The sequence below is a fragment of the Pseudomonas sp. NCCP-436 genome (assembly GCF_019656335.1).
In the GTDB taxonomy this organism is placed as follows: Bacteria; Pseudomonadota; Gammaproteobacteria; order Pseudomonadales; family Pseudomonadaceae; genus Aquipseudomonas.
In genome coordinates this window covers 66261-92235 of record NZ_BPLZ01000003.1, presented here as the reverse complement: position 1 = coordinate 92235, position 25975 = coordinate 66261, and the positions used below count along the sequence as shown (strand labels likewise).

23 protein-coding genes and 1 pseudogene are annotated in these 25975 nt (G+C 60.0%); 10 read left to right on the top strand and 14 right to left on the bottom strand.

Annotated features, from left to right (window positions below; translation table 11 throughout):
- Positions 1 to 84: 84 nt before the first annotated feature.
- From ribF to ispH, 5 genes are all read left to right on the top strand, one after another.
- A complete protein-coding gene (gene ribF, locus NCCP436_RS04455) occupies positions 85 to 1035 on the top strand; it encodes a bifunctional riboflavin kinase/FAD synthetase (RefSeq protein ID WP_220802592.1) in 951 nt (316 codons plus the stop codon).
- Entirely contained in the window at positions 1032 to 3878 is a 2847-nt protein-coding gene (gene ileS, locus NCCP436_RS04450) for an isoleucine--tRNA ligase (RefSeq protein ID WP_220802591.1), read from the top strand. The genes ribF and ileS overlap by 4 nt, the downstream gene beginning before the upstream one ends.
- Complete coding sequence (gene lspA / locus NCCP436_RS04445; protein WP_220802590.1) at positions 3871 to 4380, top strand: signal peptidase II; 510 nt, start codon at positions 3871 to 3873, stop codon at positions 4378 to 4380. The genes ileS and lspA overlap by 8 nt, the downstream gene beginning before the upstream one ends.
- Positions 4377 to 4814, top strand: a complete 438-nt coding sequence (locus NCCP436_RS04440; protein ID WP_220802589.1) for a peptidylprolyl isomerase — start codon at positions 4377 to 4379, stop codon at positions 4812 to 4814. The genes lspA and NCCP436_RS04440 overlap by 4 nt, the downstream gene beginning before the upstream one ends.
- A gap of 114 nt (positions 4815 to 4928) precedes the next feature.
- On the top strand, positions 4929 to 5873 hold the full coding sequence (gene ispH / locus NCCP436_RS04435; protein ID WP_220802588.1) for a 4-hydroxy-3-methylbut-2-enyl diphosphate reductase: 945 nt from the start codon (positions 4929 to 4931) through the stop codon (positions 5871 to 5873).
- Positions 5874 to 5970: 97 nt separating this feature from the next.
- On the opposite strand, the gene NCCP436_RS04430 is transcribed toward ispH, so the two are convergent.
- The 7 genes from NCCP436_RS04430 to NCCP436_RS04400 all read right to left on the bottom strand — a co-directional run bounded on the left by NCCP436_RS04430 (position 5971) and on the right by NCCP436_RS04400 (position 13465).
- On the bottom strand, positions 5971 to 6426 hold the full coding sequence (locus NCCP436_RS04430; RefSeq protein WP_220802587.1) for a type IV pilin protein: 456 nt from the start codon (positions 6424 to 6426) through the stop codon (positions 5971 to 5973).
- The gene (locus NCCP436_RS04425) at positions 6423 to 10421 is read right to left on the bottom strand and encodes a pilus assembly protein (protein ID WP_259651440.1); all 3999 of its coding nucleotides are present in this window, start codon (positions 10419 to 10421) and stop codon (positions 6423 to 6425) included. The genes NCCP436_RS04430 and NCCP436_RS04425 overlap by 4 nt, the downstream gene beginning before the upstream one ends.
- Before the next feature lie 38 nt (positions 10422 to 10459).
- Positions 10460 to 11023: a PilX N-terminal domain-containing pilus assembly protein gene (locus NCCP436_RS04420; protein ID WP_220802586.1), complete on the bottom strand. Its 564-nt coding sequence runs from the start codon at positions 11021 to 11023 to the stop codon at positions 10460 to 10462.
- Positions 11020 to 11739, bottom strand: a complete 720-nt coding sequence (locus NCCP436_RS04415) for a PilW family protein (protein ID WP_220802585.1) — start codon at positions 11737 to 11739, stop codon at positions 11020 to 11022. The genes NCCP436_RS04420 and NCCP436_RS04415 overlap by 4 nt, the downstream gene beginning before the upstream one ends.
- A gap of 2 nt (positions 11740 to 11741) precedes the next feature.
- The gene (pilV, locus tag NCCP436_RS04410) at positions 11742 to 12275 is read right to left on the bottom strand and encodes a type IV pilus modification protein PilV (protein WP_220802584.1); all 534 of its coding nucleotides are present in this window, start codon (positions 12273 to 12275) and stop codon (positions 11742 to 11744) included.
- Positions 12272 to 12820 carry a GspH/FimT family pseudopilin gene (locus tag NCCP436_RS04405; protein WP_220802583.1) on the bottom strand — a complete coding sequence of 183 codons (549 nt, stop codon included), beginning with the start codon at positions 12818 to 12820 and terminating at the stop codon, positions 12272 to 12274. Before NCCP436_RS04405 ends, pilV begins: the two co-directional genes overlap by 4 nt.
- A gap of 135 nt (positions 12821 to 12955) precedes the next feature.
- Entirely contained in the window at positions 12956 to 13465 is a 510-nt protein-coding gene (locus NCCP436_RS04400) for a GspH/FimT family pseudopilin (protein ID WP_220802582.1), read from the bottom strand.
- Positions 13466 to 13556: 91 nt separating this feature from the next.
- Between NCCP436_RS04400 and thiO the strand changes: the two genes are divergently transcribed.
- Entirely contained in the window at positions 13557 to 14657 is a 1101-nt protein-coding gene (gene thiO, locus NCCP436_RS04395; protein WP_259651439.1) for a glycine oxidase ThiO, read from the top strand.
- A 43-nt stretch (positions 14658 to 14700) separates the two neighbouring features.
- Here thiO and NCCP436_RS04390 read toward each other — a convergent pair whose 3' ends face one another.
- From NCCP436_RS04390 to NCCP436_RS04375, 4 genes are all read right to left on the bottom strand, one after another.
- A complete protein-coding gene (locus NCCP436_RS04390) occupies positions 14701 to 16041 on the bottom strand; it encodes a sigma-54 dependent transcriptional regulator (RefSeq protein ID WP_220802581.1) in 1341 nt (446 codons plus the stop codon).
- 2 nt (positions 16042 to 16043) lie between these two features.
- On the bottom strand, positions 16044 to 17636 hold the full coding sequence (locus tag NCCP436_RS04385; RefSeq protein WP_220802909.1) for a PAS domain-containing sensor histidine kinase: 1593 nt from the start codon (positions 17634 to 17636) through the stop codon (positions 16044 to 16046).
- Positions 17626 to 17868: a PP0621 family protein gene (locus NCCP436_RS04380; protein ID WP_220802580.1), complete on the bottom strand. Its 243-nt coding sequence runs from the start codon at positions 17866 to 17868 to the stop codon at positions 17626 to 17628. The genes NCCP436_RS04385 and NCCP436_RS04380 overlap by 11 nt, the downstream gene beginning before the upstream one ends.
- 158 nt (positions 17869 to 18026) lie before the next feature.
- Positions 18027 to 19019, bottom strand: coding sequence for an outer membrane protein assembly factor BamD (locus NCCP436_RS04375; protein ID WP_220802579.1), 993 nt, complete (start codon positions 19017 to 19019; stop codon positions 18027 to 18029).
- Positions 19020 to 19157: 138 nt separating this feature from the next.
- On the opposite strand from NCCP436_RS04375, the gene rluD reads away from it, so the two are divergent.
- From rluD to NCCP436_RS04355, 4 genes and pseudogenes are all read left to right on the top strand, one after another.
- A complete protein-coding gene (rluD, locus tag NCCP436_RS04370; RefSeq protein ID WP_220802578.1) occupies positions 19158 to 20132 on the top strand; it encodes a 23S rRNA pseudouridine(1911/1915/1917) synthase RluD in 975 nt (324 codons plus the stop codon).
- Positions 20129 to 20860, top strand: coding sequence for a peptidoglycan editing factor PgeF (gene pgeF, locus NCCP436_RS04365; protein WP_220802577.1), 732 nt, complete (start codon positions 20129 to 20131; stop codon positions 20858 to 20860). The genes rluD and pgeF overlap by 4 nt, the downstream gene beginning before the upstream one ends.
- Positions 20861 to 20964: 104 nt before the next feature.
- Positions 20965 to 21576: pseudogene (locus NCCP436_RS04360) on the top strand (TetR/AcrR family transcriptional regulator).
- Entirely contained in the window at positions 21573 to 22682 is a 1110-nt protein-coding gene (locus NCCP436_RS04355) for an NADH:flavin oxidoreductase (RefSeq protein ID WP_220802576.1), read from the top strand. The pseudogene NCCP436_RS04360 and the gene NCCP436_RS04355 overlap by 4 nt, the downstream one beginning before the upstream one ends.
- On the opposite strand, the gene NCCP436_RS04350 is transcribed toward NCCP436_RS04355, so the two are convergent.
- The 3 genes from NCCP436_RS04350 to NCCP436_RS04340 all read right to left on the bottom strand — a co-directional run bounded on the left by NCCP436_RS04350 (position 22651) and on the right by NCCP436_RS04340 (position 25887).
- A complete protein-coding gene (locus NCCP436_RS04350) occupies positions 22651 to 23838 on the bottom strand; it encodes a glycosyltransferase family 1 protein (protein ID WP_220802575.1) in 1188 nt (395 codons plus the stop codon). The genes NCCP436_RS04355 and NCCP436_RS04350 overlap by 32 nt on opposite strands.
- A 58-nt stretch (positions 23839 to 23896) precedes the next feature.
- Positions 23897 to 24643, bottom strand: a complete 747-nt coding sequence (cysZ, locus tag NCCP436_RS04345) for a sulfate transporter CysZ (RefSeq protein WP_220802574.1) — start codon at positions 24641 to 24643, stop codon at positions 23897 to 23899.
- A gap of 170 nt (positions 24644 to 24813) precedes the next feature.
- Positions 24814 to 25887, bottom strand: coding sequence for an LOG family protein (locus tag NCCP436_RS04340; protein ID WP_220802573.1), 1074 nt, complete (start codon positions 25885 to 25887; stop codon positions 24814 to 24816).
- Between the last annotated feature and the right edge of the window lie 88 nt (positions 25888 to 25975).

The following is a 25975-nucleotide window of genomic DNA, read 5'->3' as shown; positions in this document are numbered from 1 at the left end:
CGGCCGGTATCCGGATGTTGTAACGCCTGTTGTGCGTGGCCTGCTGTGCGTATAATCGGCCACTTTGTGAACAAGAAGCGTGCTATGCAGCTGGTTCGAGGTATTCATAACCTGCAGCCCCAGACGCGGGGCTGCGTGGCCACCATCGGTAATTTCGACGGCGTTCACCGTGGGCACCAGGCAATCCTGGCGCGCCTGCGCGAACGGGCTGCGGAACTGGGCGTGCCCAGTTGCGTGGTGATCTTCGAGCCACAGCCACGCGAGTTCTTCGATCCGACCCATGCGCCGGCGCGCCTGACCCGTCTGCGTGACAAGCTTGCACTGCTGGCCGCCGAAGGTATTGATCAGGTGTTGTGCCTGGCCTTTAACCGCCGCCTGCGAGAGCTGTCGGCAGCCGAATTTGTCCAGCGCGTACTGGTGGATGGCCTGGCGGTGAGAGATCTGGAGATCGGTGACGATTTCCGCTTCGGCTGTGACCGCGCCGGGGATTTTGAATTTCTCAAGGCCGCAGGGCAGCGCTACGGTTTCAGCGTCGATGCCTCCACCACGGTCGAGGTACGCGGTGCGCGGGTCAGCAGTACGCGGATCCGTCAGGCGCTGGCCGATGCCGATTTCGAACTGGCCGAAGCGCTGCTCGGACGGCCGTTCCGCATTGCCGGGCGCGTGCTGCACGGACAGAAGCTCGGTCGCCAGCTTGCTGCGCCGACCGCCAACATTCAGCTCAAGCGCTGCAAGGTACCGCTTATTGGCGTTTACTTGGTGAGCTGTGAGGTGGCCGGAGTGATTCAACCGGGCGTTGCCAATATTGGTGTGCGCCCCAGCGTTGCCGGCAATGGCAGCGCCCATTTGGAGGTACACCTGCTGGATTTTGCCGGCGACCTGTATGGCCGGCGTCTTTCGGTGGCTTTCCACCACAAGCTGCGTGATGAGCAGCGTTTCGCCTCGCTGGAGGCCTTGAAGGCGGCCATTGCTGCCGATATTGCCGCTGCCCGTGATTACTGGCAGAGCCACCCGCTGATGAAGAGCCCGACATGACCGACTACAAAGCCACGCTGAACCTGCCTGATACCCAGTTCCCGATGAAGGCTGGCCTGCCGCAACGCGAGCCGCTGACCATCCAGCATTGGAACGAGATTGGCCTGTATAGCAAGCTGCGCAAGGCTGGTGAGGGACGTCCGAAGTTTGTTCTGCACGACGGCCCTCCCTACGCCAACGGCAGCATTCATATCGGTCATGCGGTTAACAAGATCCTCAAGGACATCATCACCCGCTCCAAGACTCTGGCCGGCTTTGATGCCCCCTACGTGCCAGGCTGGGACTGCCACGGTCTGCCCATTGAGCACAAGGTCGAGACCACCTTCGGCAAGAATCAGCCGGCGGATTTGACCCGTGAGCGTTGCCGCGCCTATGCCAGTGAGCAGATTGCCGGGCAGATGGCCGATTTCATTCGTCTCGGTGTACTGGGTGACTGGGAAAATCCTTATAAGACCATGGACTTTGCCAACGAGGCCGGCGAGATCCGCGCGTTGGCCGAGATGGTTCGTCAGGGTTTCGTGTTCAAGGGGCTGAAACCGGTGAACTGGTGCTTCGATTGCGGCTCGGCGCTGGCTGAAGCCGAGGTGGAGTATCAGGACAAGAAATCCGACGCCATCGACGTTGCCTTCCCGGTCGAGGATGCCGAGAAACTGGCGGCCGCCTTTGGCCTGAGCAGCTTGAGCAAACCTGCTGCCATCGTCATCTGGACCACCACGCCGTGGACCATTCCGGCCAACCAGGCGCTCAACGTCCATCCGGAGTTCAGCTACGCCCTGGTCGATACCGGTGAGCGCCTGCTGGTACTGGCTGAGGAGCTGGTGGAATCGTGCCTGCAGCGCTACGGCCTTGAAGGGCAGGTGATTGCCACTGCCGCCGGTGCGGCACTGGAGCTGATCCGCTTCCGCCATCCATTCTACGAGCGCTTTTCGCCGGTCTACCTTGCCGAATACGTCGAGCTAGGGGCCGGTACCGGCATCGTCCACTCGGCTCCGGCCTACGGTGAGGATGACTTCCGTACCTGCAAGGCGTACGGCATGAGCAATGACGAGATTCTCAGTCCGGTGCAGAGTAACGGTGTCTACGTGGCGGATCTGCCGTTCTTCGGCGGCCAGTTCATCTGGAAGGCCAACGCGGCCATCGTCGACAAGCTGAGTGAGGTCGGCGCGCTGCTCAAGCACCAGCCGATCCAGCACAGCTACATGCACTGCTGGCGCCACAAGACTCCGCTGATCTACCGTGCTACTGCGCAGTGGTTCGTCGGTATGGATCGCGCCGGAAAAGCTGTCGAGGACGGTGATAGTGCCACCCTGCGTGAGCGGGCTTTGGCTGCCATCGAGCAAACCCAGTTCGTTCCGGCCTGGGGCCAGGCGCGCTTGCACAACATGATTGCCGGTCGCCCGGACTGGTGCATCTCACGCCAGCGCAACTGGGGCGTACCGATTCCGTTCTTCCTGCACAGGGTCAGCGGTGAACTGCACCCACGTACCGTTGAACTTATGGAGGAAGTGGCCAAGCGTGTCGAGAAGGAAGGCATCGAGGCCTGGTTCAAGCTGGATGCTGCCGAACTGCTTGGTGCCGAGGCGGCTGACTACGAGAAGATCAACGATACCCTGGATGTCTGGTTCGATTCCGGCACCACCCACTGGCACGTGTTGCGTGGTTCGCACCCGCTGGGGCACACCAGTGGTCCGCGCGCCGATCTGTATCTGGAAGGTTCGGATCAGCACCGTGGCTGGTTCCATTCCTCGCTGCTGACAGGCAGCGCGATTGATGGCCATGCTCCCTACAAGGCGCTGTTGACCCACGGTTTTGTAGTCGACGAGAACGGTCGCAAGATGTCCAAGTCCCTCGGCAATGTGGTTGCGCCGCAGGAGGTCAACGATAGCCTGGGCGCCGACATTCTGCGCCTGTGGGTGGCTTCTACCGATTACTCCGGTGAAATGGCGGTATCCAAGGTGATCCTCCAGCGCAGCGCCGATGCTTATCGACGCATCCGCAATACCGCGCGTTTCATGCTGGCCAACCTCAACGGTTTCGACCCGGCACGCGACCTGCTGCAGCCTGCGCAGATGCTCGATCTGGATCGCTGGGCGCTGGATGCTACCGCCCGCCTGCAGGACGAGATCGTTGAGGCTTACGCCGAATATCGCTTCTGGAACGTCTATTCCAAGGTACACAATTTCTGCGTGCAGGAGCTGGGTGGCTTCTATCTGGACATCATCAAGGATCGTCAGTACACCACCGCGGCTGACAGCATTGCCCGTCGCTCCTGTCAGAGCGCGCTGTATCACATCAGTGAGGCGCTGGTACGCTGGATTGCGCCGATTCTGGTGTTCACCGCCGAGGAAATCTGGCAGTACCTGCCGGGCGAGCGCAATGAATCGGTGATGCTCAACATCTGGTACGAAGGTCTGAGTCGTCTGCCGGAAGGCTTCGAGCTGGATCGCGCCTACTGGGATCGCATCATGGCGGTCAAGGCAGCGGTGAACAAGGAGTTGGAAAATCTCCGTGCGACCAAGGCCATCGGTGCCAGCCTGCAGGCGGAAGTCACCCTGTTCTGCGACGAGGCCAAGCAGGCGGATCTGGCCAAGCTCGGCGACGAACTGCGCTTTGCCCTGATCACCTCGGCGGCGCAGGCTGCGCCGCTGGCCGAGGCTCCGGCTGATGCGGTGGTTACCGAGGTGGAAGGGCTGAAGCTGAAGATCGTCAAGTCGACCCACGCCAAGTGCGGACGTTGCTGGCACTTCCGCGCCGATGTCGGCAGTCATGCCGCACATCCGGAGCTGTGCGGACGCTGCGTCAGCAACATCGAAGGCGAAGGTGAGGTGCGCAAGCATGCCTAATGCGGCTCGTTTCGGTCATTTGCCCTGGTTGCTGCTGAGCCTCCTGATCCTGATCGGCGATCGCCTGACAAAGGTGATCGCCGAAGGCAGTCTGGCCATGTATCAGCGGGTTCAGGTGATTCCGGGCTATTTTGACTGGACTCTGGCCTACAACACCGGAGCCGCCTTCAGCTTTCTGGCCGATGCGGCCGGCTGGCAGCGCTGGTTCTTCGCTGCCATAGCCGTCATTGTCAGCGCTGTGCTAGTGGTCTGGCTGAAGCGTCTGAAACCGCAGGAAACTCTGCTGGCCGTGGCACTGGCCATGGTGCTTGGCGGGGCGCTGGGCAATCTGTACGACCGGGTAGTGCTGGGACATGTAGTCGACTTCATCCTGGTGCACTGGCAGGATCGCTGGTTGTTCCCGGCCTTTAACCTGGCAGACACCTTTATCACTCTCGGAGCCATCCTGCTGGCGTTGGATATGTTCAGGGGTGACAAGTCTGCGAAGGAGGCAGCACGATGACAGACCTGCGTATCGGCCCGGATCGGGAAGTAACCCTGCATTTCGCCCTCAGACTGGAAAGTGGCGAAGTAGTCGATAGTACCTTCGATAAGCAACCCGCCACCTTCCAGGTCGGCGACGGCAATCTGTTGCCGGGATTCGAGCAGGCGCTCTACGGCTTCAAGGCCGGTGACCGGCGGACGATCCGGATTCAGCCGGAGCAGGGCTTCGGCCAGCCCAACCCGCAGAACGTGCAGGTTATGCCGCGTAGTCAGTTCGAGGGTATGGAGCTTTCCGAAGGTTTGCTGGTGATCTTCAACGATGCCGCCAATGCTGAGCTGCCAGGTGTGGTGAAGGCCTTCGATGAGACCCGGGTAACCGTGGATTTCAATCATCCGTTGGCTGGCAAGGAGCTGGACTTCGAGGTGGAAATCATCGCGGTGCGGGCGCTCTAGCCGAAAGACCTGGACAGTTCGAACCTTCATCTCTGACAGCCGGCATCCTTGATTGCCGGCTGCAGCCTTCCGGAATCGTTCAGGCCGATTCCTATCAGTAGCGGGACAGCCAGTATGCATATCAAACTTGCCAATCCACGCGGCTTCTGCGCCGGGGTCGACCGGGCCATCGAGATCGTCAACCGTGCTCTGGAGGTATTCGGCCCGCCCATCTACGTGCGCCATGAAGTCGTGCATAACAAGTTCGTGGTCGAGGATCTGCGTGCCCGTGGGGCGGTGTTCGTCGAGGAGCTGGATCAGGTGCCGGATGACGTCATTGTCATTTTCAGCGCCCATGGTGTGTCCAAGGCGGTGCGCGACGAAGCCGCACGACGCGGGCTGAAGGTGTTCGATGCCACCTGTCCGCTGGTTACCAAGGTGCATATGGAAGTGGTCCGCTACAGTCGCGAAGGGCGCGAGTGCATTCTGATCGGCCATGAAGGGCACCCGGAAGTCGAGGGCACCATGGGCCAATACGACGCCAGCAACGGTGGCGCCATCTATCTGGTCGAGAACGAGGACGATGTGGCCGAGCTACAGGTGCGTGACCCTGAGCATCTGGCCTTTGTCACCCAGACGACCTTGTCCATGGACGATACCAGCAAGGTGATCGATGCGCTGCGCAGCCGCTTTCCCGCCATCGGCGGCCCGCGTAAGGACGATATCTGCTATGCCACACAGAACCGTCAGGATGCAGTCAAGCAGTTGGCCAGTGTCTGTGATGTGCTACTGGTGGTCGGCAGTCCCAACAGTTCCAACTCCAACCGCTTGCGTGAGCTTGCCGAGCGTATGGGTACGCCGGCCTATCTGATCGATGGTGCCGAGGATCTGCGTCGTGAATGGTTCGAAGGGGTCGGCCAGGTCGGTATCACGGCGGGTGCTTCCGCGCCGGAGATTCTGGTGCGTGGCGTCCTGGAACAGTTGCGCGCCTGGGGCGCAGAGGCTGAGACCGAGCTGGATGGCCGTGAAGAGAACATAACCTTCTCGATGCCAAAGGAGTTGCGTGTTCGCCAGCTTTGACTGCTGTGATCCAGGGGCTGAATCAAGAAAGCAGAGATAGTGAATCAAGCAAAAAAGAAAACCGGCCATTTAAGCCGGTTTTCTTTTTTGCAGAGGGTTATTTCCAGCATTGCTCCACGGTTTTGGCATCTGAGCCAGTGGCACTTCGTCCCTTCACTCCAATCGCGTTGAGTGTAAGGTTGCCACAGGGGCTATCACCGATCTGCTGTTCTGCTGTAAGCGTGTAACCGCCATCTCCAGCCTGACTGGAAACCGCAACATGGTAGTAGCCGTTCTCCGAGCGGATCCGCTGACTGCTTCCGCTGCCTGTAACCTGGCTGGTACTGCTGGCCAGACGACCGATATCGTTATTGCTGGTTACATAGCGACCGTTCTGGGCATAGAAACGCTCCTGAAGGGCGGCCATTTCCTGAAGCAGCGCCATGCCTTCGGCGCGTTTGCTCCGGGTGATGTAGTCCTGATAGTTGGGAATGGCGATCGCCGCCAGAATGCCGACGATGGCTACTGCCAGCATCAGTTCGATCAGGCTGAAAGCCTGCTGTTGCCTTTTCATTGGTACTCCTCGGGAATGATATGCCAGCTCTGACGGCCGCGACTGTTGGGATCGTCGCCTACCAGCGTGGGATCCGCCGCTCCGGTGCTGCCGAAAAGCGTGTTGCCCGGGGCCAGGGTAAAGCCACCCACGGCAGGGAAACGCATGCCTGATATTGTTTTGCCGCCATATTCGTCGCGTGAGCTGATCATCTTGTCGGCGTTGAGATCCAGGACATTGAAGCGAGTACGGCCACCACTGTAAGCATCGACGGCATAGAGCCAGGTATCTGCTCCTGCCTGGCAGGGATCCTGATTGGGGGTCAGGCTGCTGAGGAACAGAATGGAGCCGCTGGCGGTCATGTTGCTGACGATCATCTCGCCAGTCAGCTTGGCTTCCACGGTCATGTCGAGTTTCCAGCCCCAGTCGATGACGTTTCGGTCGTCCTGCATGTCGACCTGGCCAGTTGCTGTCAGATAGACCCCTTCGTCCTTGAGGGTCTTGTACCACTTCGGTTTGTTCTCGCTGAGCAAACGAATATCCCGGCTAGTTGTAGCTGTATTTTCCTCGTTGGTGAACTGGGCTCCGTCGTGTTGAGACGCGAAAGACTGTTCAAGCAGCTTGGTGCGGTTTTCGGCTACCAGATGGTTTGCCGTAGTCTTTTGCCTTTTGGTATTGCGATCCCAGATGCCATAGAGCGTCATGGCCCGGCTGGTATCGACGTTGGCGTCACTGTTTTCGAAGTACTTTCCAGTGCCTACCAGCACGAGATAGCCATGACGAGTCGGATGACGCACCAGCGACGGCTGAATGGTGATCGGCTGTCGGCGCTTGGAGTTATCGTTCTCATCCCTGGCAGTGAACAGTGGCTTGCCACCGTAAGCCAGGGTGAAATCGGACACTTTGGTGGATTTGACATCTTCCAGGTAACGGCTGAATGGGTCGTTGGTTTTGACTGGAACGCCCTTCTCATCAAGATATTCCAACTCGTTTGGGTCAGAGCTGGTGGTTTTTACCAGGTCGAAGCGCCAGAGGTTGCCGAGCAGGTCGCCTGCGTAGGCGTAGTCCACCAGGCCGTCGCCGTTGTTATCGGCACCACGTACGCTGGAGAGCCCGTTGGGCAGGGTAATGTTGTCTTCGGTAATTTCCGGGATAGTGATCTTCTTGATCAGATCTCCAGTCTTGATATCGATGATCAGCAGCGCTGCTTTGTCTTTTGCGCTGTCATAGCCATTACCCTGCAATACCGCCCACTGACCGGTATGCAGTCGCACGATTTCCGGCTGGGCAAAGGTATAACCGAGATCCTCGTCACCACCCTCGGCAGTGCTGTCGAATTCCCAGAGCAGCTTGATGGCGTTCGGATCCGTGATATCCAGAGCAAAGAGTGCCTTGCCACCTGCACGCAGCGTGCCGACCAGCACGGTTCGCCAGCCGTCGGTATCGCTCAGGTAGACATCCCGGACAATCGGGGTTCCGTCGACAAAGAAGCGGTGCTCACCCCCGATGTAGTTCTTGCCGGTAAGGCGATGAAGGTTTTTGAACACTTCGCTGGGGATAAAGGCAAACTCCTCGACCCCCGTCTCAGCATTGAAACCGTGCAGCATGCCGTCATTGGAGCCGACGTAGATCATCTCCTTGCGGCCAGCAGTCTGCCCGTCCTTATTGGTATATGCCTTGCGGTTTTGCTCGCGGAAAGTCGCATAACTCTGGTAGTTGCTACGATCCGGTTGCTCTATCGAGTCGGCCAGATAGGCCAGGTAGGCAGGGGTTCCCACCACCACGGGGCTGGAGTTGACGATATCGCCGATAACTGTGTTGGCATTGCGTTTGCGGAAGCTGCTAGCGCTCTCGCCTTCCTGAGCCCGGCTTCCGCGGATATAGGCAAGCCGTTGCTCGCCTCGTCCGTCCAGTTTGTTCACCAAGCTTTCCGGATCCGTATTGAGAGCTGTCTGCTGCTCGCTGGAAAGGTTTTTCCAGGTAAAGGCCTTCAGTTTGCTGTCGCTCAGACCTGGATTGGCCATAAGAATGTTTCGGCTATCGGGATTGACTCCCTGGTTGGCCGTTCGAGTGTTCCACAAAGTGGTCAGCTTATCTTGGGTTACCAGTGTTTTACTGAGCTCGCCACTCCAGTCCTCGCTGGAAAACTGGGTGGCGTAGACGTTGCTGTGCAGGCTGCCGCCAGCACCGTCGGCCACAAAGGCCGCTGAGACCGCAGGGCGTGCCGAGGTGGTGGTACGGTCGGCAATCCGGTTCAGAATGTCCTTGAATGCCTTGACCATATCGTCGGGACTGTCAACGCTGAAGAACTCGCCGCGGGAGTTGATTGCCGCGTGCCAGAGGTCATAAACCTTTTTGGGGTCATCGGTGCCCGTATTGATGCTCGGCCACGGGACGGTTCCGTTCTTGAGATTCTCGTAGCCATTGCCATTCGAAGCACTGGCGAAGGTACTGCCCTGCCATTCGATTCCCGCTTCGCTAAGGCTGCGGGTCAGGCCCAGGCCCATGGTGAAGTTGACCATGTGCTGCCAGGTCGCGGGGTTGTTCCGCGGGTCCCAGAACTGTGTGGTGGCGTCCTCGTTCTTGAACTGGATATAAGGATTCAGGTCGTTCTTGAGGTTGGTATTCAGGTCGGTAGCCCAGTAGTGCATGGCGAGGTCGGCAAGCGTGTTGTTGGTGCTATCCGCATAGGGCGTTATCGAGGTGGTATAAGTCCTGTTGTTGGGCAGGGTGAAAGACGCACCATCGCTTTTCCGCGGGTCTGACGGAGAGCCGTCATTACCGTTCCATATGCCGTCGGTCATCATGACGTGATAGCTCGGACGGCAGCTGTAAGTGTTCGCGGTGGTATTGGTCTTGCTGTTGTCATTCGGGTACTTGTGCCAGGCTACAGGCTTCTTCAGAAACTCGCCCGCACGTCCCATTGCTGTACGTAGCGGCGTACCGGAGTTGAAGTCCAGAGTGTCAAGCCAAGAGAAAAAACGACCGCGCTGAGCTGCCGAAAACTCCCGGAAGCGGTTGTCGTTGCAGTTGCTGGAGCTGTCCAGAGTGGTGCACTTGTTCAGGCTCTGCCAGGTTAGTCGAGCCGACGGTGACATGTTGGCAAAGGCGATACGCGCGGCCGTCATGGTGGCGAGGGCACGGTTGCGATAGAACGAGTACCAGATGGCGAAGTTCTGGCGCTCGTCGGTGCCTCCTATGCCGGAGGTCTCCGAGACGAACACCAGTCTGTAGCAGGCGTCGTCCGTGGTCAGCTTTGAGGTGCATTGTGCAGGATTGAAGGTGTAGTAGTAGGCGGGGACGCCTGTCTGCGTCGAGTTACTTGCCCTTCTTACCCTATAGGTATTGTTCGTTCGGGTACAGCTGACGTTGTAGGGCGTAGTGTGGGCGAAACTAACCGTACAACCGCTGCTTGTGCGGGTTACGGTGTACGTGTGTCCTCCGGAGGTTCGTGTATGCGATTGGCCATTTGTGGCGGGGCCGTCGAAGTTTCCGCTATCGAAATTGAAGTCAGTCGTGGGGTTATCGGCGAACTGACGGTAGCTATAGTCGGGATCGTTTGCCGTGAACGTGTTGCTATGAGCCACAGTGGGTTTGTACCACCAGGACACGCGATAGCCGGTGCGCAGGTCGAGACCGCCTAGATTCGACTTGTACCCGTTATAGTAGGCATTCGTAAACGAGGTGCTGTAGGTACCGTTCTCAGTGCCGTTGGCATCGTATTTTCTCGGGATCTGGTACGTGACCGCCGGGTTGTAGTACATCGAGTTGAAGGTGGATGACTTGGCCCGACGCGTGTCTCTGTTTCCATCGATCGATTCGGGAGTAAAAGCCTCGCGCATACTGCCGGAGTCGTCCAGCGTCACAATCAGGTTTGGCGGAACGGTTTCCGTCAGCATCAGCGGCTTCTGGCTGACGTTAAGCGCTGCAGCGCTGGCTTGCATGACACCAGAAAAATAAATAAAGAAGCCTAGTGTGCTCAGAAGGCTTTTTGTGAAAGCTGGGGATACGCTCATGGCAGTGTTCCGTGTATATAACATGACGGGCATGATCATTACTCTCGTTCAATCCGACCCTTGGCATTCAGTGCCACAGTCGAGCGAACGGCACTGTTGAGGCCGTTGCTACTGGCTGCTCCGGTAATCTCATAACGGAATACGCCGATACCCAGAAGCATGTTGCCGTATTCCGGATTTTCCGACTCGCCCTGCAACTCTCCACCAGGGGCTATCTGCGCATACCAATTGGCAGAGGCGTAATCGGAAAGAACCGTGTCATCACCAGGGGAGTACTTTTGGGCGCCATCATCGGTGTTGACGGCATAATCCGGGGTGCGATGCAGCAGGCATAACTCGCCCGGCTCCAGATCCTTGCAATCCTCCGCAGGTTCGTGTGGACCAAGGAACAGGGTGCGCCGCTCTCCGTCCCGAACGCTGGCTTCAGCGATATTGAGCAGTTGTTTTTGCTCGATCATATTGCCGGTAATACGTGCTTCCAGGCTGACCTCACGCATGTTGGCAATGGCAATAACGGTAATTACCAGAAGAAAGACCAGAGCTACCAGGAGGCTGACTCCCCTCTGGCTGGCGCGCCGGCCAAGGTACTGAAAGTTGTTCATGGCATCAGGTTCCTCATGCTGGTGCTGCTGGAGAGCATGGTGTAGAGGCGCTTGTCATCCGGCTCTTCTCCGAACCAGTGCTTGTAGACGACGCTGCCTGCAGTCTTGCCGACTTCCGCATCACTGGCGGCCATGATGGAAAACTGCACGGCACGAATGTTTCCTGTTCCCGGCTCGTCGTTGTACTGGCGGATTTCCTTTTCTTCGTTCTGGTTGTAGCCGTAAAGAAAGTTGATAGCAGTGATGCCGCTGGCAATGGTCTGCCCATTGCACCGAAGTTCCCCTGTTTGCAGATCAAATACTTCGACGAAAGCCTCACGAGGCTGATAGGGGCTTTTACTTGCATTGGCCGCATCCGGAATGTTGCCGTCGCAGCTGCGTGTCGAAGGAAAAGCTGGCTGGTACCGGACACAGAAGGATGTTGCACTCAGTTTTTTGGCTGTTTGACCCGCTTCCATTGCGCAGGGGGTGCTGATTTGGGGAAATGCAGATTCCATGGAATCATCGGGGCGCCGACGATAGCCTGTCTTGGCCAGGGTTTGCTCCAGAATCAGAATGGAATATCGCGTATTCTCGATATTGCTGCCCTGGCTTTGCTGGAACAGGGTGTTTTGCCGGTTGTCCAGATAGACTTGGGTGATACCCAGGATCAGAAAACTGCTGATGAGCAGGGCGACCATCATTTCGATGATGGAAATGCCGTGTTGCTTGTGCATGTTCAAAGCTCCCCGCGCAAAGTGAAGCGACAAATGAAGCGAGCATCGTTGTTTTCGGTGCCGCAGGCCTCGCCATTTGAGCGCCAGGCGACCTGGATCTCGACTGCTGAGCCGTCACTGCATTCACCTGGCTTTTTCGAGCGACAGACCCGGAACGCCTGGCGTACGGCTTTGGCGTCTTCCCCATTGCCGTCCGTGCCGGGCAGGAGGGTGCGTACCTGCTGACTCCAGCAGGCCAGTTGCCGCTTGACATCATCGGCCTGGATCGGGGTATTGGGTTCTTCGCCTTCGCAGGCTCCTGCGTCCGGGAGTTCATCCAGAACAAACTGCGTCATACGAGCCGGGTTGGCGCGCATTTTTTCCAGCAGATCCGTGGCTAGCATGACTGCGTTGTTGCGGGCTACCGAGTCTGAGGTGAGCTGGATACCCCGACCCTGCATGGCCACCATGCCAAGTACTCCGATGGTCAGCAGTACCAGAGTGACCAGCACCTCGATGAAGCTGAAGCCCCGGCTGTTGCAATTCATCTGTTTCATAGTGCGCAGCCTTTCCATGTTGCCGGATCAAGGGGGGTCTCCTTCATGTCGCTCTTGCCGCGTGGCATTAGTCGAGTACTGCCGCTTGGCTGGATGGCGATAAGGTAGGCGAAAGCGAGCTTGTCACCCTGGCAGATGACCAGATTGTCGGCAGTTTCCACAGAGCCACTGCTGGTGTAGATGACCTTCACTTCGACAGACGCATCGTTCGGGTTGCCTGCACTGAGCACCCGGGCGTGCCCGGCGTTCAGCTGTTCCCGGCGCAACACGCTGTTGTCGGAAAGATTGGTCACTACCCATTCCGGGCTGGGAGTGGAAGAGGTCGCTGCATCTCTACTCAATTGCACCGAGGATCGGCGGACAATCGCCTGGGAACGTGCGTATTGCAGAAGGCTGTTGAGAGTCTGCGCCTGCGCTTCAATCCGGTTGTTTTCGATCATGCGGGTAAAGCCTGGAAGCGCGACTCCGGCAGCGATCGACAGCAAGGCCACTACGATCAGCAGCTCGATAAGGCTGAATCCGTGCATGCCATGAGGCCGTGACATGATTTGCTCCTTGTGGAAATCCGAGCAAATACTGCTGCAGGTCATTTGGGATGTCTGCCGTAGCGGGACGGTTGGTCGCCTGGGGGCGATGAGCTGCAGGTTCACTGGCACCATGTCAGTTTGGTGCAATGATCTTCAGGACGAGCAGCGATGAGCCTCGGCCTTGTTCTCGGCATGTCTGGCTTGTCTTACACGGCCCTGACGGTTGATGATCAGTTGCCAGGAAATTTCCGAATCCCGGCACTGAAAGAAGCGTCCATTGCCCGTAGGTGTTGTGCCATTGCTGTAAAAATTCAGGCTGCTTTCGAAGCCACTCCAGCGCAGTGTCGAAGAGGTTTCGAAGCGCTGGATCTGTAATGTTTGTTCGGTTTTGCCGGGCAGGTATATGCGCCAGCCCCGGCTCCAGTTGTTGTCGCAGGTCAGGCCGTCAGCCGATCCGCAGAGTCTGACGTTGGTGCGGCGTAGCACGGCCTGGAGCCGGGCGTGGTTGAGTGAGGCATGCAACTGTTCGCGCAGAGCGTTGTGCTGGCTCTGCAGCTTCAGTGTGGAGTAAGCCGGAACGGCTATCGCCAACCCTGCACTGAAAATAGCCAGGGTTACGAGCAGTTCGGTCAGGCTGAGAGCATCCTGAAAGCGTCCTTTCATCGGTATAGTCCCTTATGTGCTACTGGTGCCTTCCTGGCGCCAGCCTTAAGGATGTAGTCGCTGTTCTAGGTCTTTGCAAATCGGGGGTCAGGTGAGTCGTACCATTGTTGTGGGAGGGGGCGCGTTGGGGCTGCTCTCGGCTAGGTTGCTGGCGCAGGCAGGTGAGGAGGTTCTGCTGCTGGAACGACAGGGCAGCGGACGCGAGTCCTCCTGGGCCGGAGGAGGGATTGTTTCGCCGCTCTATCCCTGGCGCTATAGTCCGGCCGTGACGGCATTGGCGCACTGGTCGCAGGATTTTTACCCAGACCTTGGACGGCAGTTGCTGGATGAAACCGGCTGCGATCCGGAGGTGCATGTCACTGGCTTGTACTGGCTGGATCTGGATGACGAGTGCCAGGCGTTGACTTGGGCCGAGCGCGAAGGGCGTTTGCTACGGCGGGTGGATATCGCCGAGGTGCGCCGTCAGGTGCCGGTTCTGGGGGATGGCTTTGCCCGAGCCATCCATATGCCGGATGTGGCCAATGTACGCAACCCGCGTCTGGTCAAGGCACTGAAGGCGGCTCTGACCGTCATGCCTGGTGTCGAGTTGCGTGAGCACTGCGCGCTAACCGGGTTTGTCAACAGGGGAGGGCGGATTTGCGGCGTGCAGACGGCGGATGGTGATCTGCTGGCTGAGCGCGTGGTGCTGGCCACAGGAGCATGGAGTGGCGAGTTGCTGCAGCAGTTGGGTCTGATGCTGCCGGTCGAGCCGGTCAAGGGGCAGATGATCCTCTACCGCTGCGCCGAGAGTTTTTTGCCAAGCATGGTGCTGGCCGGCGGACGCTATGCGATTCCGCGGCGTGACGGGCATGTACTGGTTGGCAGTACCCTGGAGTATGCTGGGTTCGACAAAACGCCGACGGAGGAAGCGCTGGCGAGCCTGAAGGCATCGGCCGAAACCTTGTTGCCGGCGCTCGCCACGGCCGAGGTGGTAGGGCACTGGGCGGGCCTTCGGCCAGGCTCTCCGGAGGGTATACCTTTTGTCGGTGAGCTGGCCTCGCATCCCGGTTTGTGGCTCAACTGCGGGCACTTTCGCAATGGACTGGTGCTGGCTCCGGCGTCCTGCCGACTGCTGGCTGACCTGATGCTGGGACGTGAGCCTGTCGTGGATCCGAGTCCTTACGTACCGAGTCGACGTCTGGCAGTCGGCTAGGTATCTGTACGGCTACTGTCGGTGCGTTGCCACTCCGGCTGGCTCAGTCGATTCCGAGCTTTTTCAGACGGTAGCGCATCGAACGAAAAGTAAGGCCCAGGCGTTGGGCGGCGGCGGTGCGGTTCCAGCGGGTTTCCTCCAGAGCCTGCATGATCAGCTTGCGTTCGATGTCCTCAAGGTAGTCCTCGAGGTTGTCGATCTGTGCCAGGCTGGCCTCATTGCTGTCACTGGCAGTTGCATAGGCGTCGGCCAGGCGCAGATCGCTGGCAGTGATCTGGTCGTCCTCGCACAGGGTGTAGGCGCGCTCTAGCATATTTTCCAGCTCCCGTACGTTGCCCGGAAAGCGATAGTTCTTCAGTTTTTCCAGGGCGTCAGGGTGCAGCCGGGCAGGGGGCTGGCCGCAGGACTCAGCCAGGCGAGCGAGCATGACGCTGGCCAGGTGGGCTATGTCTTCGCGGCGTTCACGAAGCGGTGGCACGCGCAGCTCGATCACGTTGAGGCGGTAGTACAGATCCTGGCGGAAGCGGCCGGCGGCTACCTCGGCGGCCAGATCCTTATGGGTGGCGCAGAGAAGGCGTACGTCTACCACCACTTCCTGCTGGCCGCCGACGGCGCGCACGGCCTTTTCCTGGATCGCGCGTAGCAGTTTGACCTGCATCGGTAGTGGCAAATCGGCCACTTCGTCGAGGAACAGGGTGCCGCCATGAGCGACCTGAAACAGCCCCTGTTTGTCCTCGATGGCGCCGGTAAAGCTGCCTTTCTTGTGGCCGAAGAACTCACTTTCCATCAGTTCCGACGGAATCGCACCGCAGTTCACCGGCACGAAGGGCTGCTCAGCGCGCGGGCCCTGTTCATGGATAAGCCGGGCCACCAGCTCCTTGCCACTGCCTGATTCGCCACTGATGTATACAGGTGCCTGGCTGCGTGCCAGTTTCTGGATCTGCTTGCGCAGAGCCCTCATCGGTGGCGAGTCGCCCAGCAGGCGACTGTTGATCGGTTCTTCTTCGCCCTCCGGGGAGCGAATGCGCAGTGCGGCGGTCACCAGCTCGCGCAGGCGGGCGAGGTCGACTGGCTTGGTGACGAAGTCGAAAGCACCAGCCTTGAGTGCGTGGATCGCAGTATCCAGGCTGCCATAGGCGGTAATCATGGCCACCGGAACTTGCGGATGACGCTGTTGAATGTATTGCACCAGCTCCAGACCGGTGCCGTCGGGCAGGCGCATGTCGGTAAGGCACAGGTCGAAGGGTTCGCGCGACAGCCACTCACGGGCTTCCTTGACGTTACGGGCGCTACGAGTATCCAGCTTCATCCGTCCTAGGGTGATCTCCAGCAGCTCGCGGATATCGGGTTCGTCGTCGACGATCAGGGCTCTCTGGCGTGTCATGGTCAGCTCAGTTTTCGCGGATGAGCGAAGGTGATGCGGAAGCAACTGCCGCCCTCTTCGCGGGGTTTGTAGTCCAAACGGGCCTGGTTGCTTTCACAAAGCTCCCGGGAAATGTACAGGCCCAGACCAGTGCCCTTGTTCTCGGTGGTGTAGAAGGGTTCGAATAGGTGCTGTTCAAGTTCTGGCGGTACGCCTGGACCGTCGTCGGTGATTTCCAGTACTGGCAGATCGTTGTCCGGGTCGCGGAACAGGCGCAACCAAACCTGGCCGGTCCGGTGTTTTTGGGCACTGTAGCGCAGGCCGTTCTGTACCAGGTTAGTCAGCACCTGGGTCAGCTGGTGTGGATCCATACGGGTCTGCAGGCTGCCGCCCTGGGTTTCCAGGTGGATTTGCCGATCGTTCGGGGCCGAATTGCGAAAGTCACTGGCAAAGCGGTGCAGCCAGTATTTCAGATCCAGTAGCTGGGGTTCGGCATGGCGCCTTCGAGATAGCTGCAGGACGTTCTCAATCACCAGATTCATGCGCTTGGAGTGATCCTGGATGATCTGTGCCAGGCGTAGATCCGGTCCTTGCAACTCCTCGGACTCCTGCAGCAGTTGTGCTGCATGGCTGATCGCACCTAGTGGATTGCGGATTTCATGGGCGATGCCGGCAGTCAGGCGACCGAGCGAGGCGAGTTTGAGTTGCTGGGCCTGCTGGGCAATCTGTGAGATGTCGTCGAGGAATACCAGCGTGTGTTGCTGTTTGCCGCGCTGCAGGGCAATGAAGCTGGGTTGCAGCACGGGGCCGTCGGCCCGGCCCTGCAGGTTGTCCGGGCGCAGGATAGGGTTGTGCTGCCACTGGTGCAGGCGCTTGACCAGATCGGGACTCAGCGGGTCGATGATCTTGCCGGTCAGCTCCTGATGTCCGAGTAACTGCTTGGCGCCCTGGTTAGCCAGCAGCACGCGATGCTGGCTATCCAGCACCAGAATGCCGGTACGCATGCGCTGGATGATCTGCTCGTTGAGCTCTTCCAGATTTGCCACGACGGCAGCCCGTTGTTCGGCCAGGCTTTCGCTCAGTTGCAGGCGGCGGGTGATGCCCTGGATGAACAGTGCGCCGGCAAAGCACAGGGCGCCCAATGCCCCGGCTTGTACGTATTGAGCGGTAGCTTCAGGGCGGCTGAGGCTGAGGTAGAAGGTCAGGTAGATCAGTGCAATGGCGGCGATCGCGGCGATCAGCAGGCCAATGCGGCCGCGCAGCAGGATGTTGGCGATGGCCACTGCTACCACCAGCAGGTTGCCGATGCCGCTGGGTGTGCCACCTGCTGCGTAGAACAGCGCTGAAAGAAAGATGATGTCGACCAGCGCCAGGCTGAATAGTTGCATCAGGTGCCTGGGCTGTTGCACCAGTACGGCAATCAGGATGTTAAGGATCAGGTAGATCCAGCTTCCGGCGCGAAACAGCTGGATATGTGCGACATCCAGCAGTTGCTCGTCCAGGTTGCTGGAAATCAGCAGGATCAGCGCCAGTCCGATGCTCAGGCGATAGAAGTGATAGAGCCTGAGGATGCGCAAGCCCTGGGCTCGGTTGCGCAGGTTGCCGTCAGCGATCACCAGTTTGTGGACCCTGCTCAAGATGCTGCCGGCTGCAGTACCAGCGTTGATCCAGTTCCAGCGCCTGATGCTGCGGTACATGCACACCGCAATGGGCGCAGCGAACCATTGGTGATGCTTCCTCGCCGGATGTGGCTCGGCTTGGGCGCTTGGGGCCGCGGATGTAGCGGCGCCAGATCCAGATCGCGGCGAAGATCACAGCGACCCAGAACAGCAGGCGGAACAGACCCATGATGCACTCTTGATGGTTGGTGAAAGGTCGTCAGTTTAGCCAAGCTGGTGCGGCCGGCACAGTAGTGTGCGGACAGGCTGTGCGCTGATTCCCGTACCTTTGCCGGGCGCAGCTACGAAAAGGGAGGCCGTAGCCTCCCTGATGTACTGCTGTGCCGGTCAGTCGAATAGGCCGAAGGTCAGATAGCTCCAGATCGAGCGCTTCTTCGCGGTTTCGCCGGTTTTGGCGTCCTGCTGTAGTTCTGCCGGGATCTGCTGCTCGGCGTCCTCGTATTGGCGGATCACGTCTTGGCTGGCACGGGTTTCACCCGGTGGCAGGGGCGTGTCGGTTTCGATCAGGCCGAGGGTGGCCTTGGCCAGCCAGGAGCGGTTGTCTGCCTCTTTTTCGCGGGGTACGAACTGGCCGCTTTCCAAGGTCGGGTGATCGGGGTAGTTGAGCTTCAGGGTTTCCAGGCTGTTGGCAGCCAGGTCATCCAATGACAGGCGCTGATAAGCCTCGGTCATGATCGCCAGGCCATCGGCAACGGACGGAGTTTCCTGGAAGTTTTCCACCACATAGCGGCCGCGGTTGGCGGCGGCCACGTAGGCCTGACGCTTGAGGTAGTAGTGGCCAACGTGAACTTCGTAGGCAGCCAGCAGATTGCGCAGGTAGATCATGCGCTGTTTGGCATCTGGCGCGTAGCGGCTGTTCGGAAAGCGGCTGGTGAGCTGGGCGAATTCGTTGTAGGAGTCGCGGGCGGCCCCGGGGTCGCGCTTGGTCATGTCCAGCGGCAGAAAGCGCGCCAGCAGGCCGCGATCCTGGTCGAAGGAAGCCAGCCCCTTGAGGTAGTAGGCATAGTCGACGTTGGCGTGTTGCGGGTGCAGGCGGATAAAACGCTCGGCAGAGGATTTGGTGGCCTCCGGCTCGGAGTTCTTGTAGTAGGCGTAGATCAGCTCCAGCTGCGCCTGCTCGGCGTAGCGGCCGAACGGGTAGCGCGATTCCAGCGCCTTGAGCTTGGAGATGGCCTGGGTATAGCTGCGGTTGTCCAGATCGGCCTGGGCCTGCTGGTACAGCTCCGCCTCGCTGAGGTTTTCGTCGACCTCCGGCTGCTTCGAGGAGCAGGCGGCGGTAAGGGCGAGGATGGCGATCAGCAGCAGGTGTTTCACTTGCATGGCGGCTTGCGTCCCTGTGACGGCTGCGCAGCCGTCCTGTTATGATGGGCGCCCCTGGCAAACCCTGGGGCAAAGACGCCGTATTTAACCACAAGCCTGTCGCCGAAACCAAAGGCCAGGCGCCCGCCGCTGCCGACGATGACTTCTATAGACAAACAGCTGATCCAACTCCGGGCCGAAGTGCCGTTCGAACAGGGCGGGCAACGCCTCGACCAGGTCGCAGCGCAGCTGTTCGGTGACTATTCGCGCTCGCGCCTGTCCGGCTGGATCAAGGATGGCCGGCTGACGGTCGATGGCGCCGTGGCGCGCCCGCGTGACATCGTGCATGCCGGTTCGCTGCTGGTGCTTGAAGCCGAGCAGGAGGCTCAGGGCGAGTGGGTGGCGCAGAACATTGCGCTGAATATTGTCTATGAGGATGAGCACCTGCTGGTCATCGACAAACCGGCCGGCCTGGTGGTACATCCTGCTGCCGGGCATGCCGACGGTACTTTGCTCAATGCGCTGCTGCACCATGTGCCGGATATCGTCAACGTGCCGCGTGCCGGCATCGTGCACCGTCTGGATAAGGACACCACCGGGCTGATGGTGGTAGCCAAGACCCTGCAGGCGCAGACCGCTCTGGTCGAGCAACTGCAAAAACGCAGCGTCAGTCGTATCTACGAATGCGTCTGCATCGGCGTGATCACTGCCGGCGGTACCATCGATGCACCCATCGGGCGTAGTTCCAGCCAGCGTCAGCGCATGGCCGTTACCGACGGCGGCAAGCCGGCCGTCACGCATTACCGGGTGTTGGAGCGTTACCGCTCGCACACCCATGTGCGGGTCAAGCTGGAAACCGGGCGTACCCACCAGATTCGCGTGCATATGAGCCATGTGGGTTATCCGCTGGTGGGTGATCCGCTCTACGCCGGGCGCTTCCGTATTCCGCCGGCCGCCAGTCAGACTCTGGTGCAGAGTCTCAAGACCTTTCCTCGTCAGGCGTTGCACGCACGTTTCCTCGAGCTTGAGCACCCTGCCAGCGGGCAGCGTATGAAGTGGGAGTCGCCGCTGCCGGAGGATCTGGTCTGGCTACTGACCCTGCTGCGTCAGGATCGTGAGGCCTTCGTCGGGTGACGACGCATGACTGGCTGATACCCGATTGGCCGGCGCCGGCCAATGTGCGTGCCTGCGTCACTACGCGCAGTGGCGGTGTCAGCGTCGCGCCTTTCGATACGTTCAACCTGGGCGATCATGTGGGCGATGATCCGGCGGCGGTAGTCGCCAACCGTGGACATCTGCTTGAAGTGTTTGGCTGTCGTCCGGCCTGGCTGCGCCAGGTGCATGGTATCTGCGTGGTCGAGGCCAATCCGGCTCAGGTTGCCGAGGCTGATGGCAACTGGACGGCAACGCCTGGTGTCGCCTGTACGGCGATGACGGCCGACTGTCTGCCGGCACTGTTCTGTGATCGTGCCGGAACCCGTGTGGCGGCCGCGCATGCCGGCTGGCGCGGGCTAGCCGGCGGCGTACTGGAGGCCACCGTCAGGGCGCTGGATGTTGCACCAGAGGAGCTATTGGTCTGGCTTGGTCCGGCCATCGGCCCGCAGGCTTTCGAGGTCGGTGCCGAAGTGCGTGAGGCCTTTGTCGGGCGTCATGCCGATGCGAAGTGCGCATTCGTTCCGGGTATCGCGCCCGGCAAGTTCATGGCAGACATCTATCAGTTGGCACGTATTCGCCTGGCCGCCGTGGGCGTGACCGCGGTCAGCGGTGGCGGGCTGTGCACATATGGCGATCCGCGTTTCTATTCCTATCGCCGCAGCGCCCGCACCGGGCGTTTTGTCTCGCTGGTCTGGCTGCAGCCCTGACGCGTTCTGCGCTTGTCATGTTGGTCCGTGTTGACCTGTGACGCCTGATCAACCTTATCAATAGTGCTGGGTTGGGTGAGACGACCGGTCATATCCTTGCCTTCATGAACAGCATTCGATCCGACAAGCGCGACCTGATCCTGAGTAGGGGCTCGGCGGCGATGATCCGCCACGGCTACCATGGAACCGGGGTACAGGAGATTGTTCGGGCGGCGGGGATTCCCAAGGGCAGTTTCTATCACTACTTCGCCAGCAAGGAAGACTTCGCCCTGCAGGCGCTGGCCTTTATCTATCGGCCGCGCCTGGCACGTTATGCCAAGGCGCTGAACAACCCGGCGCTGAGTCCACGGACGCGCATTCTCGATTATTACCGTGACCTGCTGGCGTATTTCGCCCGCTAGGAGATAGCGCAGTATCACTGTTTTATCGGTAGCCTGAGCTTTGAAATGAGCGAGATGCTGCTGGCCATCGGTGCCGAGGTCGAGGCCATCCAGCAGGCTGCGGTGGATATCCTGCGCGATTGCCTGAATCAGGCACAGAGCACCGGTGAACTTCCGCTCGACGAGGATTGCGACAACCTTGCGATCTTTATCAGCAATGCCTGGCAGGGTGTGCTGGCACGGCTCAAAGTCAGTCGTAGTCTGCAGCCACTGGAGGCTTTCATCATCCGTCTGGAGCGTTTGCTGCAGGCTGATCACTCAGAGGATCCTTCATGAACGCATCCGTACAAGCCCTGTTCGTTCCGTTTCGTCTCGGTAGCCTGGAGTTGCCGAGCCGTGTGGTCATGGCACCGATGACCCGTTCCTTCTCGCCCGGCGGCGTGCCCAACGCCAAGGTCGTCGAGTACTACCGCCGTCGTGCTGCTGCCGGCGTGGGCCTGATCATCACTGAGGGCACCACCGTTGGGCACAAGGCGGCCAATGGCTACCCGAACGTGCCGCGATTTCATGGCGAGGATGCTCTGGCCGGCTGGAAGCAGGTGGTCGAGGCGGTGCACGCCGAGGGCGGCAGGATAGTTCCGCAGCTGTGGCACGTGGGTAACGTGCGCCGTCTGGGCACCGAGCCGGATCCGGCCGTACCCGGTTACGGCCCGATGGAGAAGGTCAAAGACGGTCAGGTAATAGTGCAGGGTATGACCCAGGCCGACATCGATGAGGTGATCGCCGCCTTCGCCCAGGCTGCGCGCGATGCCAAGGCCATCGGTATGGATGGCGTAGAACTCCATGGTGCGCACGGCTATCTGATCGACCAGTTCTTCTGGGAAGGCAGCAACCAGCGTAGCGACCAATACGGCGGTGACCTGGCTGCGCGTTCGCGTTTTGCCATCGAGCTGATCCGGGCTGTGCGCGCGGCGGTTGGGCCAGACTTCCCGATCATATTTCGCTTCTCGCAGTGGAAACAGCAGGACTACAGCGCGCGCCTGGTACAGACCCCGGAGCAATTGGAGGCCTTCCTCAAGCCTTTGTCCGAGGCCGGTGTGGACATCTTCCATTGCTCGACCCGTCGATTTTGGGAGCCGGAATTCGAAGGCAGCGACCTCAATCTGGCTGGCTGGACGCGCAAGCTCACCGGCAAACCGACCATCACCGTCGGCAGCGTCGGGCTGGATGGCGAGTTCCTGCAGTTCATGGTCAATACCGACAAGGTGGCCGAGCCGGCCAGCATCGAGAACCTGCTGGAGCGCCTGAACAGGGAGGAATTCGACCTGGTGGCGGTGGGCCGGGCGCTGCTGGTCGATCCGGACTGGGCTCTGAAGATCCGCGAGGGGCGTGAACGGGAAATTCTGCCGTTTAGCCGGGAGGCGCTGAAGACGCTGCGTTGATAGGGGTTGCCCGCGCCAGCAGAACATCGAACAGGCAGCGCTCAAAGCTGCTTACGAAGGTCTCCCAGCTAAGTGGTGCGGCGTGCCGGCGGGCGTTCAGGCGAACCTGGCGGAGCAGCTCCGCCTCGCTCAGCAGCTCGGCGGTTGCCTCGCCGAAGCCCTGTGCATCGCCGGGGCGTACGAGCATGCCGTTGTGTCGGTGAGCGATGTGCTGGGCTGCAGCGGCCTGATCGAAGGCTACCACGGCCAGGCCGGAGGCCAGGGCTTCCAGCACCACGTTGCCAAAGGTTTCCGACAGGCTGGGAAACAGAAACAGATCTCCTGAGGCGTAGTGCCGGGCTAGCACCTCGCCGTGTTGCATGCCGCAGAACAGGGCGTCCGGCAGTCGAGTCTGAAGCTGTGCGCGCAGCGGGCCATCGCCTACCAGAATCAGGCGCAGACGGCGCTGGGGGTAACGCTGGCGCAGCATATGAAAGGTCTGAACCAGCAGGCCGAGGTTTTTCTCCGCTGCCAGTCGGCCGACATACAGCAGCGCCAGGTCGTCGGGGTGCAGTCCCCAACTGGCACGCAGAGCATCGCAGCGGCGGCCGGGATGAAACAGCTGACTGTCGACGCCACGAGCCAGTAGCGCCAATCGCTGGAAGCCGCGCCGCTCCAACGCAGTCATCTGGCTACTACTGGGTACCAGAGTCAGTTGCGTGCGGTTGTGGAAGTGGCGCAGGTAGTGTGTCAGCAGTCGCGTGAGGGCAGTGATGCCGTAGAGTCCGGCGTACTGCTGGAAATTGGTGTGAAAACCGCTCACCACTGGAATTGCCAAGTGTTTCGCAACTCGCAGTGCGGACAGGCCAAGCGGGCCTTCTGTGGCGATGTAGAGCAGATCCGGTGGTTGTTGTCGCCATTCTCGCAGCAGCCTGCGTCGAGCTGGAAGCCCCCATTGCAAGCCTGGATAGCCCGGCAGCGGGCAGCCACGGGTCAGCAACTGATCCGCGTCCTCAGATGCTGCCGGATCAGCCTTTTGCCGGGGGCGTATCAGTTGCACCCGGTGGCCGCGGGCACGCAAGCCGCGAACCAACTGGCCGAGGGTATTGGCCACGCCGTTTATCTCGGGAGCGAAGGTTTCGCTGACCAGAGCCAGATGTAGGGATGAGCTGTTCATCCCCGCAGTGTCTGGTAGGTTGGTGTCGTCTGTGTGATGTTCTGGTTACGCTTGCGTGTCAGGTGAGTCGTTGTTCGCCGCGTTCACGCACCCAGAACAAGGTCGCGCCGGCCACCGCCGCCGGCATCATCAGGACATTCAGCCCCGGTACCAGCAGGGCGGCGTAGGTGATGCCGCCGAAGCTCAGGCTCTGCCAGCGTTTTTCGCGCAACCAGGCGAGCATGTCGGGCCAGCTCATCTTGTTGTTGTCCGCTGGATAGTCGATGTACTGCACGGCCATCATCCACACGCCGAACAGCAGCCATAGCGGTGCCGCCAGCAGATTTACCACCGGGATAAAGCTGAGGATCAGCAGGCCGATTGCTCTTGGCAGAAAGTAGGCCAGCTTGCGCATCTCTCGGCCCATGGTGCGTGGCACCATGGCCAGCAATTCGGCCCAGCTAAATGGTGGGAAGTGATCCTCGCCACGCGCCACCACCTCTACCTTTTCGGCAAGAAAACCGTTGAAAGGTGCAGCAATCAGGTTGGCCAGCAGGGTGAAGGTGAAGAACACCATCAGGATCACCAGCGCCACGAACAGCGGCCAGAGCAGGTATTCGAGAAAACCCAGCCAGTTCGGCAGAGTCGGCATGAAGGTGTGAACCCAGCCGCTGAACTGCTGGACGGCAAAACCGATCAGCGTGGCGAAGAGGATCAGGTTGACCGCCAGAGGTAGCAGGACGAACAGCCGCAAGCCGGGGCTGAGTACCAGTTTCAGACCTTCTCGCAGGTATTGCGGGCCAGAGAGGACAGGGACTGCAGGCATATGGGGCTCCTGGGAGATGGATGCGCGCGACCATACCGACTTCGCCGGTCTGGCGAAAGTTCAGCCGCCGGTCATGCTCGATAGAGTCATTCTATGTCAGGTATCGGTCATGGAGACCTCCGCTGGCGAGACGGCGTGATCCTGCGGAAATGACTTCACCCGAGAACAACTCAGCCGGCCCAGTTCTGCGGCTCGTTAAGCACGTCCAGCAGGCCCCGCAGACGTCCGTAATCTCGGCCGTTGAAGGCGAAGGCCAGGCGCGGCAGGCCGAGCAGTTCCGGCTCGTCCTGTTCCTGCTCGAAGGCCGGACGCTGGATGAAGCCTTCCTTCTTGCAAAGACTGGCGAAGTCCTTGTGCAGACTGGTCAGCGCTGCCTCGCTAAGCGGGTGGTTGAGGCGAATGACGAAATATTCGTTAAGCCAGCGACTGGAGTGGACGTTGCGATAGAAACGGGCGATCTCCTCGACGGCTTCTTCGGCGCTGTAGACCAGGCGCATCAGGTTGAGGTCGCTGGACAGGATGTAGGCATTGTCGGCCAGTTGCCGGCGAATAAAGCCCAGAGCATCTTCCCAGTAACTGCCGCCGGGTTCGTCGAGCAGTATCACGGGGACCAGCGGGCTTTTGCCCGTCTGCATCAGTGTCAGCACTTCAAGGGCTTCGTCTAGGGTGCCGAAACCACCCGGGCAGAGCACCAGGGCGTCGGCTTCCTTGACGAAGAACAGTTTGCGCAGGAAGAAGAAGTGAAACGACAGCAGGTGATGGCTGCCGCGTACTACCGGGTTGGCGTTCTGCTCGAAGGGCAGGGTGATATTGAAGCCCAGGCTGTTCTCTACTCCGGCACCTTCGTGTGCGGCAGCCATGATGCCTCCGCCGGCGCCAGTGATCACCATCAGCTCGCGTTTTGCCAGCAGAGCGCCCAGCGTGCGGGCCTGGTGGTACAGCGGGTGGTCGACCGGCGTGCGTGCCGAGCCGAATACCGTAACCTTGCGTCGGCGCTTGAGCCGCTCTAGCAGGCTGAAGGAATGCTCCATTTCGCGCAGAGTCTGCAGCATGATCTTGGCGTCCCAGCGGTTGCGGTCGGCCTGGGCCATGTGCAGGACCGTGGTGAGCATCTCCCGGTACAGCGGCTGGTTGGGGCTGCCAGCAGGGCTCGCCAGCCGTAGCAGTTCATCAAGCTTGCTACTCAGCTCAGTGTCGCCGGGCCGGACATGGCGGTTCAGATAGTCGTCCGCATTGTAGGGCATGCAGGCTCTCCTGTTCGCAACACACAAGGTGTGCCCGGTGCGATGACGGCATCCGGGCGTTGATCTGCAGAGCTTGCCACAGTCAGAC